The organism is Daejeonella sp., from assembly GCF_036405355.1.
In the GTDB taxonomy this organism is placed as follows: domain Bacteria; phylum Bacteroidota; class Bacteroidia; order Sphingobacteriales; family Sphingobacteriaceae; genus Daejeonella.
Window position 1 is genome coordinate 61234 of sequence record NZ_DASWXT010000146.1, and the last position, 13498, is coordinate 74731.

Annotated in this window: 9 protein-coding genes; 4 read left to right on the plus strand and 5 right to left on the minus strand. The window is 38.8% G+C overall.

What is annotated here, in order from left to right; translation table 11 throughout:
• The first annotated feature begins 56 nt into the window (after positions 1-56).
• The 3 genes from VGE44_RS18350 to VGE44_RS18360 are packed head-to-tail and all read left to right on the plus strand — an operon-like array spanning position 57 to position 2209.
• Positions 57-1010 carry a rhodanese-related sulfurtransferase gene (locus VGE44_RS18350; protein WP_331081902.1) on the plus strand — a complete coding sequence of 318 codons (954 nt, stop codon included), beginning with the start codon at positions 57-59 and terminating at the stop codon, positions 1008-1010.
• A gap of 4 nt (positions 1011-1014) precedes the next feature.
• A complete protein-coding gene (locus VGE44_RS18355) occupies positions 1015-1386 on the plus strand; it encodes a DMT family protein (protein ID WP_331081904.1) in 372 nt (123 codons plus the stop codon).
• Between the two features lie 43 nt (positions 1387-1429).
• On the plus strand, positions 1430-2209 hold the full coding sequence (locus tag VGE44_RS18360) for a prolyl oligopeptidase family serine peptidase (RefSeq protein ID WP_331081906.1): 780 nt from the start codon (positions 1430-1432) through the stop codon (positions 2207-2209).
• On the opposite strand, the gene VGE44_RS18365 is transcribed toward VGE44_RS18360, so the two are convergent.
• The 4 genes from VGE44_RS18365 to VGE44_RS18380 all read right to left on the minus strand — a co-directional run bounded on the left by VGE44_RS18365 (position 2210) and on the right by VGE44_RS18380 (position 10594).
• Positions 2210-2818, minus strand: a complete 609-nt coding sequence (locus VGE44_RS18365) for a hypothetical protein (RefSeq protein WP_331081908.1) — start codon at positions 2816-2818, stop codon at positions 2210-2212.
• Positions 2819-2837: 19 nt separating this feature from the next.
• On the minus strand, positions 2838-3563 hold the full coding sequence (locus VGE44_RS18370; RefSeq protein ID WP_331081910.1) for a YebC/PmpR family DNA-binding transcriptional regulator: 726 nt from the start codon (positions 3561-3563) through the stop codon (positions 2838-2840).
• Between the two features lie 145 nt (positions 3564-3708).
• Positions 3709-4653, minus strand: coding sequence for an NAD-dependent epimerase/dehydratase family protein (locus VGE44_RS18375; protein ID WP_331081912.1), 945 nt, complete (start codon positions 4651-4653; stop codon positions 3709-3711).
• A gap of 67 nt (positions 4654-4720) precedes the next feature.
• Positions 4721-10594: a lamin tail domain-containing protein gene (locus VGE44_RS18380; protein ID WP_331081914.1), complete on the minus strand. Its 5874-nt coding sequence runs from the start codon at positions 10592-10594 to the stop codon at positions 4721-4723.
• A 230-nt stretch (positions 10595-10824) separates the two neighbouring features.
• On the opposite strand from VGE44_RS18380, the gene VGE44_RS18385 reads away from it, so the two are divergent.
• The gene (locus tag VGE44_RS18385) at positions 10825-11814 is read left to right on the plus strand and encodes an aspartate-semialdehyde dehydrogenase (protein WP_331081916.1); all 990 of its coding nucleotides are present in this window, start codon (positions 10825-10827) and stop codon (positions 11812-11814) included.
• A gap of 78 nt (positions 11815-11892) precedes the next feature.
• On the opposite strand, the gene VGE44_RS18390 is transcribed toward VGE44_RS18385, so the two are convergent.
• Entirely contained in the window at positions 11893-13149 is a 1257-nt protein-coding gene (locus VGE44_RS18390; RefSeq protein WP_331081918.1) for an ROK family protein, read from the minus strand.
• Between the last annotated feature and the right edge of the window lie 349 nt (positions 13150-13498).

Genomic DNA, 13498 nt, shown 5'->3' on the forward strand with positions numbered 1-13498 from the left:
TGGCAGCCTTATATTTGCATCGCATTAAACGCTGTTTGCAACAGTATCAATGATTTATGATAAAATACCAGACCCTTCTCTACTATTGTTATAGTAGAATAGAAGATGCGGAACAATTCGCATCCAATCATCTTCAGTTTTGTAAATCTCTGAACCTTGTCGGAAGAATTATTGTTGCCGATGAAGGATTAAATGGAACCGTTTCGGGCACAGTTGAATCCTGTAGAATTTACATGAATACGCTCCATGCTGATCCCCGTTTCTCAAAAATCGATTTTAAGATTGATGATGTTGAAGAACCTTCATTTATTAAGATGCATTGCCGTTACAAGGCAGAAATTGTTCACTCCGGGCTTCGTGATCCGGGCATTATTAATCCCGAAAAGAAAACAGGAATACATTTAGAGCCTGCTGATTTCGTGAAGATGAAAGATGATCAGGATGTGGTTATAGTTGATGTTAGGTCGAACTATGAGCATTCAATCGGGCGTTTCAAGAATGCAGTTACTTTTGACATTGAGAATTTCCGTGATTTTCCGGCTATGATTAATGAGCTTGCCCAATATAAAGACAAGAAGATAGTAACCTATTGTACCGGTGGGATTAAATGTGAGAAAGCTTCGGCATTATTGCTTCATGAAGGATTTGAAAATGTTTATCAGCTTCATGGAGGAATTATTAAGTATGGAAAGGAAGCCGGAGGAGAAGATTTTGAAGGCAAATGTTATGTATTTGATAACCGGGTTGCTGTAGATGTGAATACAGTGAATCCTGTTGTGATTTCTACCTGTCGCAATTGTGGTGCGCATACAAGCAAAATGATTAACTGTGCAAACCCTGAATGTAATGAGCATTTTACCCAATGTGATGCATGTGGTGAAAAGCTGGATGGTGCTTGTTCTGAAATTTGCCAGGCACATCCAAGAAAGCGTGAATATGATGGGACGGGCTATTATGTTAAAGTCCCGCAACCTGTAAATAAGCAGAAATTAAAACTTTCTCAGGTTTAAGATTTTGAAGGCAGTATTAACAATTTCCCTGCTTTGCATTTCCAATATTTTCATGACCCTGGCATGGTATGGGCATCTAAAATTTAAGGATATGGAATGGAGCAGGAGCCTCGGACTTATTACCATCATTTTGATCAGTTGGGGTATTGCCATGTTCGAGTATATTTTTCAGGTTCCAGCAAATAAATATGGGTTTAAGGGCAATGGAGGTCCATTCAGTCTTTTAGAGTTGAAGATGATTCAGGAGGCCCTGTCGATTGGAATATTTCTGATATTTACCTTGTTTTTTTTCAGAAATGAGAAAATTGCCTGGAATCATCTGGTAGGCTTTGGTTTTCTGATGCTGGCAGTATTTTTTGTTTTTCTGAAAAAATGAAATATTATCGGGAAGAAATTCTAATTTAACTCAAAATATTTTCATGAAAAAGTTCCTTTCCTTCGCAATGTTATCCTTATTCATGCTGCAGTATTCTGCTGCACAGGATAAGTCGATGTTTTCTAAAGAGATTTTTATTGCTGGCAACGATACACTCTTGTACAGGATGTTGCTTCCTGAAAATTTTGACGCTGGAAAGAAATATCCTGTTCTTATGTTCCTGCATGGTGCCGGAGAACGGGGAAATGACAATGAGGCACAGCTGATGCATGGAAGCAAGCTTTTTTTAAGACCGGATATCAGGAGGGATTTTCCGGCAATCGTTGTTTTCCCGCAATGTCCCAAAAATGATTTCTGGGCAAATGTAAAGTTCGGGGATGGAAAATCAGGTGACCGCTTCGGATTTCAGAAGGGTGGGGAGCCTGGTAAGGCGATGCAGCTTTTGTTGGGTCTTCAGACTTATTTGAAATCGCAGAAGTATACAGATAATTCCCGTTTTTATGTCGGAGGCCTTTCGATGGGGGGAATGGGGACTTTTGAGATACTGAGGCGCAGACCTAAGGCTTTTGCTGCTGCATTTGCTATCTGCGGAGGCGATGATATTGGGAATGTGAAAAAGTACAGGAATGTTCCTTTGTGGATCTTTCATGGAGGAAAAGATACAACAGTCCCACTTTCAAAATCAGAAGCTGTGGTCAATGAGTTAAAAAGACTTAATCACCCGGCAAAATTTACAGTTTATCCTGAAGCAGGGCATAATAGCTGGGATCCGGCTTTCGCAGAACCTGAGTTTTTATCCTGGATATTCTCACACAAAAGGTAATTATTCGGTGTCCGGATTCTTTTTCGTCAGGCCAGGTTTGAACCTTGGTTTATAGGCAGACTTTGCAGGTTCATCTGAATGGGGGATTGCTTCCGCCGGCGTTTCAGGAAGTTTTTCCTCTTTTGCCGGAAGTTGTGCCTTAAATCTTGGTTTGTATATCGGTTTTGCCTTATCCTCTGATTCTTCTTTATTCAGGCCGGGATCCTCTGCCTTTTCAGGCCTTTTCATGGCAGCTTTAAATCTGGGTATGTAGGCAGGAGGCTGATCAGATTCTGTATTTTGAGCAGACAGGTCTGCTTTTTGGGCCGAAGCAGCCTTGAAACGGGGTACATAAGCCGGCTTCTCCTGATTTATTGACTCATTTACTGATTTATTTTGTGCAGAAGCTGGAATTTCATCGATTTTGGCTTCTTCCTTGACAGCTTTTGGTTCTTCTTTTAAGTGATAGGCTCTGCGTAATTTATTAAACCAGAATTTCTTACTGTGATCAAAGCTTTTTTCTCCCATCTGAAGAAAATGACTTTCGAACTCAGAAAAAAATGCCTGTTCTTTTGCTTTAAGCAAAATAGCATCAATTTTTTTCTTGATTAAAAATTCTTCAAAGGTCATTTCAGCATTTTAAGGGCATTTATTCTGCCATATTGTGATAAACCGCCTGAACATCATCGTCCTCTTCCAGTTTATCGATTAATTTGAAAACATCGGCGGCTTGTTCTTCAGTTACCTCGGTTGTGGATTCGGCTATGCGCTCAAGTTTGGCACTGATTACCGGAATATTCTTCTCTTCGAGTGCTTTCTGCATTTTTCCGAAATCTTCAAATGAAGTGTGAATTACCCCGATGTCTTTCCCTGATTCATCAACTTCGACATAAAGATCCTCAAGACCAGCATCGATCAGCTCAAATTCCAGTTCATCCAATTCCATTTCTCCCGGATCAAATCTGAAAACTGATTTACGGGTGAAAATAAAATCCAGTGAACCTGTCTTACCAAGGGTACCATTGGTTTTATTAAAATAACTACGAACGTTAGCTACTGTTCTGTTTGTATTATCTGTAGCGGTTTCAATCAATACGGCAACACCATGAGGAGCATAACCCTCATACACTATTTCCTCATAATTGCTTTCATCTTTGTTGCTGGCTCTATTAATTGCTGCTTCAACTGTATGCTTTGGCATATTTACGGCCTTAGCATTTTGCATCGCGGTACGCAGGCGCGAATTTGCATCTGGATTTGCCCCTCCGTCTTTCACAGCCATAACAATCTCTTTGCCCAGCCGGGTAAATTGCACGGCCATTTTTGCCCAGCGTTTGAACTTTCTCTCTTTACGGAACTCGAATGCTCTTCCCATTTTATGTAATGTTTGTTTCTGTCGTTTTTTAAAATTTATCAATTTCGCCGCTAAAATACAGGTCCTGGCAAAATTTCAGGTCTGTTTAGGCGATTTTTTATTTTTACTGTACTGACATATTTAAATTCACTGGCTTGATTCTTAATTATCTCTTCAGATTTTTAAGCATAGACTCTGTCATTTTGGAGAGGTCAAATTCGGGCTTCCAGCCCCAGTCATTACTTGCACTGCTGTCATTTATAGACCTTGGCCAGCTATCTGCAATTGCCTGACGCTGGTCATATTCTGTATATTCTAATTTAAAATCAGGTATATGCTTTTTAATTTCTTTAGCCAGTGTTTCCGGAGTGAAACTCATGCCTGTGAAGTTATAAGAAGATCTGATATTGATTTTATCTGCAGGTGCATCCATCAATTCAATGGTTCCGCGAATGGCATCATCCATGTACATCATCGGTAGCTCAGTTTTAGCCGAAAGGAAACTTTTGTAACTGCTTTTCCTGAGTGCATCATGGAAGATGTGAATGGCATAGTCTGTTGTTCCACCTCCTGGTGCTGCTTTCCAGCTAATCAATCCCGGATATCTTATACTTCTGATATCCAGTCCATAGCGATGAAAATAATATTCACACCAGCGTTCACCGGCAAGTTTACTAATACCATAAACGGTATTGGGATCCATCACACAGTATTGTGGGGTTTGATCCTTGGGTGAATTTGGTCCGAAAACGGCTATAGAACTTGGCCAGTAAATACGGGCTGTTTCGTATTCAAGAGCAAGATCAAGTACATTCAGTAAGCCATTCATATTCAAATCCCAGGCTAATTTGGGATTTTGCTCGCCTGTTGCAGATAAAAGTGCGGCAAGCAGGTATACCTGAGTGGGCTTGTATTTCTGAAATAATTGCTTCAGAATGTCCTTTTCCAGTACATTGACAAACTCGAATGGCCCTGCATTTTTAATATCGTAATCAGGCCGACGAATATCGCATGCTATGACATTCCCATCGCCATAGTTCTTTCTTAATTCGGTGACTAATTCTGTACCTATCTGCCCGTTAGAGCCAATAACCACAATTTTTTCTAACATAATAATTGGTTTTCATCAAAGTTAGAAAAACTGCCTTGCTTTAGTCATTAAAAATCCGAATCATGATTCATTTAAATTTAACAGCCAGAACAAAGGGCTTACTAAATTTTCTGATATACCCATCAGTATCAAAGAATTCTGCCTGCAAAAGATAAATGCCACCCGGAGCGGGTTGGCCATGTTCGTTATATCCATCCCAAATAAATGAACCTTCATTATTTAACATGAAGTTTTTAAGAAGCTTCTTTATTAAAACTCCATGGACATTAAATATGGATACATTTGCAATCTTTCCGGGGCCGGGAAATTGATAATTCATCTCCAGCAGATCTTCATAACCATCATTGTCGGGAGAAAATGTTTTTGAAGCAAGTTTGAAATTTTCCTGAAATACAGGATCATCTGAGTATTGGGAATTCCTGTAGCCCGGAGTGGCAAAACCAGACGCTGAAGTTGCCGATCTTAGATTCCCGGGATCAGTATTAGGCCTGTTCAGTTTACTGCGTTCCAAACTTACACCTTCTGTGGTTTTAAGGAGCTGGAAATGCATTTTTTCAGAATAACTCAACTGATCTATTTTTTGTCCTTTACTGATCAGAATAGCTGTGCCGGCATCATCATTAAATACCGGGAAGGGGTCGACTTTAATTATGGACGCAGTATCTTTTATTAAATATTCCTTTTTAATATTTCCGGGATCTGGTGTAAGTGCGATATAGTTTTCTGGTTCAATGAATACTTGCTTTTTGCTCAGTTGCTGAATTGAATTTATGCTGTCTTTGATCATTCTGGCTATTGAAAGATCTCTCAAATCAAGTGGATAATCACTGTTGTTTAAGATTTCTACAAAATCTGATCCTCCTGCTCTCGGATTAAAAAGTATTTCGGTAATCAGAATATCATTCTTGCCAATATTTCGGCCAATGGTAAATTCCAGGGAATTGAATTCTGCCGGAATTATTGTGTTCTTGCAATCACTGATATTAGTTGCTGTCAGACGATAAGTGTACCCTTTGCTTAGGGGCTCTCTGAAAGTTAATATAACCTGGTTAAATTCTGGTCCGCTTATTTTGGAGTGTATAGGGTTTCCTGCTCCATTATTCAAAAAATAATTACTGCTAATACTGGCTTTTGCACTATCTGCTGCTTTGTTAAAAGTCAGGACAATTCTCAGACTGTCTATAATCTCTACCGATTTCAATTTCAGAGCTTCAGGTTTGTAATCAGTCTGGTATACCGAATTTTTCTTTCCGGGAGTTCCTCCGGTACTGTCCCTGCTGGCTGTCCAGTTCTGAGAACTAAGGCAAATTGATTCCGGATCAATAAGTTCAAGGGTAAATCCACCTTTCCTTTTCTCAGAGTCCCGGAACCAATTGGCGTCGTACCTAAGCTTATGTATTTCTTTGCCCTTGTTATTTTTTAGAATTAATAAATCTGTTTCATTATTCAGATCGGGCCACACCGGCAGACCAATAACTTTTCCATAAGAGAGGAAAAGTGAGGTATCCTTTTCAGCACATAGTATGAGGTAAGATTTTGCTGCAATTTCACCTTTGGTGAATGAGTAATTTCTGCCCTGGTCACCAAAGTTTAAACCGGTGATATTTACAGAGCTTGAAGTTGGATTAAAGAGCTCCACAAATTCGGCTTCTGGTAAACCCCGGCTGGGACTTGGGTCGGCAAGAATTTCATTTATTATCAAGGGATAATCAATTTCAGGTATAGATGGGATACTGAAAGAAATTTGACTATGCATTAATGAACTTAATTTTCCGGAACAAGAATAGAGTGAATCAGCGAAAAGCGTGTATTCTGTGCCTTCATTGAATCTTTTACTGAAGTTTAGTCTTATTCCGGTATAATCGGGCAGGATAGCTAAATTTTTTGCTCTTCCAATTTCCTTAAGGATATAAAAGTTGTTGGCTTTTAAAAAATTTGTATCAGGAATATGGTTAAATAGAATGCTAAGAGTGCTATCTGTAAGGATGTTGACGGACTCGATTTTTAGTTCAACATCCCTGCTTAATATAACTCTCTGGCTGTTTTTTCTGCCGGGTGTACCACCAGTATTGTCTGTTGATGCTGCCCAGTTGTAAAAATTGGGACATGAGATTGAGCTCAGGTCAAATTTTTCCAGCGACCATCCACCAGATTTTTTTAGAGCATCTTTATACCATTTATCTGAGTAGAAAACCGAATCAACAGTTCTGTTTTTATGACTTTTCAGAACCAGACGATCGGAACTATTTCCCAACGAGGGCCATGGAGATATTCCTGCAGTTTTACCATACACTTTGTACTGAATGGTATCTGCCGCCGGGCAAAGAATCAGGAATTCACCAGGTGCTAAAAGGCTTTTCTTTAGACTTCCTTTAGTTTGAGTGTCATTCAGGCTCCATCCTTCAAGATTAAGGGTATCCTTGCCGGGATTATGGATTTCAACGAATTCAACAAGCGGTAGTCCGACCTCGGGTGATGGATCAGCAAAGATTTCAGTAATGTAAATTAATGCAGTATCAGGTTTTTCGGCAGGTATAGGTGCTGCTGCCGGTAAAGTAAAACTCAAATTAGATGAGGTGTATTGAATTAAATTCCCACTACAATCTTTTAGTCCGGATACAGCGAGTTCATATTTTTTTTTCGCAACAAATTTTTCGCTGAATGTAATTTTTAGCTCTCGGCTCTTTGAATGTTCAGTAATAGTTTTGATAAGACCAGATGCAGGTATCAAAGTGAAACTCTCAATCTGTGTAGAACCGATATTTCCGGATTTATTCAAATAAAGGATTAAAGTGGTGTCAGATTTAACGATTAGACTATCCACTTTAAAAGGTATCGAGTCATAGTTTTGAATAGTCACCGAGTTTTGCTTCCCTGGTGTTCCACCTGAAGTATCAATTGATGCCGTCCAGTTTAAAATACCCTGACACTTCGAAAAAGCATCGATTCGCTCCAGGCTCCATCCTCCCGGCTTCTTTTTTACATCATCATACCAGGTGTCTGAGTAAGCAACTGAATCAACAGTTCGGTTTTTGGAACTCTTCAGAACCAGACGGTCGGAACTATTTCCCAGCGAGGGCCATGGAGATATTCCTGCAGTTTTACCATACACTTTGTACTGAATGGTATCTGCCGCCGGGCAAAGAATCAGAAATTCACCAGGTGCTAAAAGGCTTTTCTTTAGACTTCCTTTAGTTTGAGCGTCATTCAGGCTCCATCCTTCAAGATTAAGGGTATCCTTACCCGGGTTATGAATTTCAACGAATTCTACCAGGGGTAATGCGACCTCTGGAGAGGGGTCAGCGAAGATCTCGGTGATAAAAATTAATGCAGTATCAGGTTTTTCTGCAGCTGGAGGTGCTGCTGCCGGTAAAGTAAAACTCAAATTTGATGAGTTGTTTTGAAATAAATTCCCACTGCAGTCTTTTACTCCAGATATGGCAAACACGTATGTTTTTTCCGTAACAAATTTTTCACTGAATGTAATTTTTAGCTGTCGGCTTTTTGAATCTTCATTGATGTTTTTGATCTGTCCTGATGAAGGTGACAGCATAAAATTCTCAGGCCGAATTGAAGTAATGTTTGCAGGTTTATTGAAAAATAATAATAAGGTAGTGTCAGATTTCACGGTCAAACTATCTGCTTTAAAAGGTATCGAGTCATAGTTTTGAATATTCACCGAGTTTTGTTTCCCGGGTGTTCCACCCAACGTATCAATTGATGCCGTCCAGTTTAAAATACCCTGACACTTCGAAAAAGCATCGATTCGCTCCAGGCTCCAGCCTCCCTGCTTCTTTTTTACATCATTATACCATGTGTCTGAATAGAGAATTGAATCAACAGTTCTGTTTTTATGACTTTTCAGAACCAGACGATCGGAACTATTTCCCAGCGAGGGCCATGGAGATATTCCTGCAGTTTTACCATACACTTTGTACTGAATGGTATCTGCCGCCGGGCAAAGAATCAGGAATTCACCAGGTGCCAGCATGCTTTTCTTTAGACTTCCTTTGGTTTGAGTGTCATTCAGGCTCCATCCTTCAAGATTAAGGGTATCCTTACCCGGGTTATGAATTTCAACGAATTCTACCAGGGGTAATGCGACCTCCGGAGAGGGATCGGCGAAGATCTCGGTGATAAAAATTAATGATGTATCAGGCTTTTCTGTCGGCGGAGTTATTAGCGGCAAATTAAAAGTCAACTGAGATGGGGTACTCTGAATTGAATTTCCACTACAGTCCTTTAGTCCCGAAATACTCAATACATAGTTTTTTCCTGCTGAAAATTTCTCAGAAAAAGTAATCCTGAGTTGTTTATAGTCTGCGTCTGGAATAATATTCCTGATGCTGCCTGCATTTGGAAGAATAGTAAAGTTTTCCCTAAGGACTGTAGATTTATCCAGATGCCGGTTAAAATAAACAATGATTGTGGTGTCTGACAATCTGTTTATGCTATCTGCTTTTGGGGATAGAAGATCGGAATTCATTACATAAACAGAGTTCTTTTTTCCGGGTGTTCCTCCGGCAGAATCTACAGAAACGACCCAGTTAAACAGACCCTGACAAAGTGATTTGGGGTCGATACGTTCCAGACTCCACCCTCCTTGTTTTTTTTCAGAGCTGCGGTACCATAGATCAGAATAGCTCAGAGAATCGATTAAGCTGTTTTGCGCATTTTTCAGTTTAAGTACATCGCTGCTATTATTTAAACCTGGCCAGGGTGAAATTCCCAGAACATTGCCGAATTTTTGAAACTCAGAAGTATCTGTTTTTGCGCATAATATTAAAATGGAGCCGGGTGTGATACTGATGTTCCCCAATATTGCTGTATTTGAAGGATCTAGAAATTTCCAGTTGTTTAAAGAGATTGTTTTATCGCTTGAATTAAATAATTCTACATATTCAACAGATGGAAGGTCAATTTGTGGTGAAGGATCGGGAAATATTTCGTTAAATATAATATCCCCGAAACTGCCATAATATGGTTTTGTGTAGTTAAATGAATAAGAGTTGCCTGATTTAATATTATTCCCATTTCTATCACTCACGTTTAGCACAGTTAAAAGAAAATTTCCCGTATTCAATGGTTCTGAAAGCTGAATACTATATTTCTGTGGATCGGCTTCTGTATTTATTTGCACTATATGGCCTGAAAAATTATTGATATTGTAATTTGTTTTGTCTTTGACACTCAGGCTGTCCATGGCTTCACTGAACCTAATCTCCAAAGTGCTTGAGTCAAGAACAGTGACCATATTTAGTATCGGAGCTATGCTATCTGTATTCAGTGTGCCAATCTTGAAATCATCAAAGAAATGTTTCTGAAAAAACGATGCAGTTGATTGCTGTATAAAAATCCCGAAAGATGAGCTGTTAATATGGGTGTTGTCAACAAATGAACCTTCATTGACGATGCTTGAATTAGCACCAATCACCTCCCTGTCCAGAGTAAAAAGGCCGAGATGGTTCCGGCTGACACGAATTTTGACTGTATTATTGTTTGAGCCAACCGAGCCATTGATACCATCAATAATACGGATACTGCTACCTGCTGAGCCCGACCGTTTGTATAAACTGATTTCATCTTCAGTATTTCCTATTCTTATGAAATAGCCATTGATAATTGCACTCTGAAGATCAGCTTTATCGGAGATAAGGTATATATCGGCAAAGTTTAGGCTCGAAGTACTAAACTGCAAGTTGATCCAGAACTCCCAATAGCAGTTTAATGCAAGAGAATTTGCTGTGCTCAGGTAGAAATTCCCTGATGCTTTATTTGATTCAGACCTCAGACGATTGTTTATGACTTTGAAATCCCCACCTGAATTGCTGCCATTCCATTCGGGATTTACATTAAAATTCCCGTCAGAGAAATCGTCAACTATCTGGCTAAAGCCGACATGGCAGTAAAAAATAAAAAGGAGAATCAGTGTATTTTTCATTTCCGGCAGGTAGAAACAGAATTAAGTTAAGTCCTGTTGAGATTCTTAAAAAATAGAATGAGTGTCCGGTATTCTCTGAGCTAGTTAATGGTAAAGTATTAGATAAAATGGGAATAAGAGTAACAATTGACATGAAAATTGACCTATGCAGACAGCAATCGGGTAAAAACCCAAACAATTTCCCATATTTGCTTAATTATTATATGTTTAACACTAAAAAGAATTAAAAAATGAAAGTCGCAGTAGTAGGCGCTACCGGCCTAGTAGGTTCGGTGATGTTAAAGGTTTTAGCAGAGCGCAATTTCCCGGTAAGTGAGTTGATCCCCGTAGCTTCAGCAAAGAGTGCAGGTAAACAGATCGAATTTAAGGGAAAGAAATATACTGTTGTGACCATGGACGATGCTATAGCAATGAAGCCTGATGTGGCTTTGTTTTCTGCCGGTGGTGGTACCTCTCTCGAAAATGCTCCCCGCTTTGCGGAAGCAGGTACAACAGTTATTGATAATTCATCAGCATGGCGGATGGATCCTTCTAAAAAACTTATCGTACCAGAGGTAAATGCAAATCAGTTAAGTGCTCAGGACAAAATTATTGCTAACCCTAACTGTTCTACTATACAAATGGTGGTAGTTTTAAAACCATTGCATGATAAATATAAAATCAAGCGGGTTGTGGTTTCAACTTATCAGTCAGTTACCGGAACAGGGGTAAAAGCCGTTGACCAGATGATGAATGAGCGTAAAGGGGTTGATGGTCCGATGGCTTACGCTTATCCAATCGATTTGAATGTAATACCCCAGATAGATGTGTTTCAGGAGAACGGATATACTAAAGAGGAGATGAAGATGATTCTTGAAACCAAAAAAATAATGAGTGATGATTCAATTCGTGTAACCGCAACTACAGTTCGTATACCGGTTATGGGTGGACATTCAGAATCAGTTAATATTGAATTTGAAAATGAATTCGACCTGAAAGAGGTTCGTTCAATACTTGAAAAGGAGGAGGGAATAATCGTTGTGGATGACCCTGCTAATCTAAAGTATCCAATGCCAATGGACGCTCATGAAAAGGATGAAGTTTTTGTTGGAAGAATTCGTAGAGATGAGTCCCAGGATAAAACCTTAAACCTTTGGATAGTTGCGGATAATCTTCGGAAAGGTGCTGCAACCAACGCAGTACAGATTGCGGAATATCTGCTTGAGAAGAAACTGATTTAATTCAGATCAGAACTAAACAAAAGCCTGGTATTATTACCGGGCTTTTTTTTGCTTTGCCAATTGATCAAAATTGGCTATTTACTGACTTGCAAGTTCTATCTGCCTTTCAAATGTGTTTTCGATAACTATACTTGCTGAGCCCAGTATGCCCGCACTATGCCCTAAAGTAGACAGGACGATTTTTGTGTGTTCCCTGATTCTGGTCATGCAATATGTATTGATCGCATGCCGCATTGGAATTGTAATATATTGCTTTGCCTCAGCTATTTTACCACCGAGTATAATAAGTTCAGGGTTAAATAATTGAATAAGGGTTGCTACGGCTTTTCCTAAATTCTCACCAACCTGTGATAATATGTTAATCGCATACTGGTCGCCTTTATTTGCGGCATCGATCACAATCTGAGGTTCAATCTGATCTATTTCTTCTTCCGACAATGTATTTAAAATGGAGGTCTGGCCTGATTTTATCCCTTCTTTAGCCATTCTTGCCAATGCAATTCCCGAAGCCACTGTTTCGAGGCAGCCTCTTTTACCGCAATGACAAAGTTCACCATCTTTTACAAACGGGATATGACCAATTTCACCAGCAAAACCCGACATTCCACTCTGCAGTTTCCCATCCATGATAATCCCAAGACCAATGCCCCAATCCATTAACAAAACCAAAGCATCCTTCTTGTTCAACGCAAGTCCGAATCTGCACTCCGCCAGTGCATTAGTTTTAACATCATTCTGAACATAGACTGGCTTATTAAATTTTTCTTCCAGAATATCCTGTAATGTTTTAGAATCGCCTGAACTACTAACCAGATATGTATAATTCCTGCCTGCATTTGAATCTACAAGTCCGGGCATACCAAGCCCTATTCCCACTAATTTATTATTATCTATTCCGGAAGAGGAAATTAATTGTTCTGCAAATTCATGAAGTAGTTTAATCGCACTTTTATCCTTAGTTAGTTTTAAGGAAAAACTTTTTATTCCTGTTATATTATTGTTATTGTTGTCAAGAATTGCCATTTCGGTTTTAAACCGATCCATTTCTATACAGAGAACATAAAAAGAATTATTATGAAGGGAATATAATTCCGGCTTTCTGCCCCCGATTGATTTTCCTTTGCCTTTTTTTTCAATAAGCCCTTCGCTAAGGAGTTCATTAAGAAGAATTATTGATGTGGGTGAACTTATATTCAATACCCTGCAGATATCTGCATTTGATTTTGCCCCTTCTGTATGCAGTAATTTAACGAGTCTAACTTTTTGTAAATATTTCTTTCTTTCAATATTGGTTAGTGAGTCCAAATAGCACTTTTCAAGAAGAATAGATTTCATTATAAGCAATAGATTGATTGAACATATTTACTATTAATAATTGTAATTTCATAGTGAACCCTTTTTCTATCGGAATGATCATCAGAATTGAGGAAGATTTTTCATAATATTTATCTTGGGAATGACTCATAACTGAGATGTTACAAAATTTCTTTTTGCGTATATAATTCATAAAATTCCGGGTAAATATGCCTTTTTTGATTAAAAAAGAGGGATAGTTGATATTCACTTGTTCTTAATAATTTTAGCTTCTATTATTAGGTATATCTATTCCAATGTTTAGTCAAATATTTTTTTTATTCATAAAATATTGAAAAACAGATAATTATATTTTTTATATTAATCTTTA

Coding starts and splice junctions, on each gene's coding strand:
- VGE44_RS18390 (WP_331081918.1), bottom strand. CDS start 13,149: ATGAAATCTATTCTTCTTGAAAAGTGCTATTTGGACTCACTAACCAAT.
- VGE44_RS18370 (WP_331081910.1), bottom strand. CDS start 3,563: ATGGGAAGAGCATTCGAGTTCCGTAAAGAGAGAAAGTTCAAACGCTGG.
- VGE44_RS18380 (WP_331081914.1), bottom strand. CDS start 10,594: ATGAAAAATACACTGATTCTCCTTTTTATTTTTTACTGCCATGTCGGC.
- VGE44_RS18365 (WP_331081908.1), bottom strand. CDS start 2,818: ATGACCTTTGAAGAATTTTTAATCAAGAAAAAAATTGATGCTATTTTG.
- VGE44_RS18350 (WP_331081902.1), top strand. CDS start 57: ATGATAAAATACCAGACCCTTCTCTACTATTGTTATAGTAGAATAGAA.
- VGE44_RS18375 (WP_331081912.1), bottom strand. CDS start 4,653: ATGTTAGAAAAAATTGTGGTTATTGGCTCTAACGGGCAGATAGGTACA.
- VGE44_RS18385 (WP_331081916.1), top strand. CDS start 10,825: ATGAAAGTCGCAGTAGTAGGCGCTACCGGCCTAGTAGGTTCGGTGATG.
- VGE44_RS18360 (WP_331081906.1), top strand. CDS start 1,430: ATGAAAAAGTTCCTTTCCTTCGCAATGTTATCCTTATTCATGCTGCAG.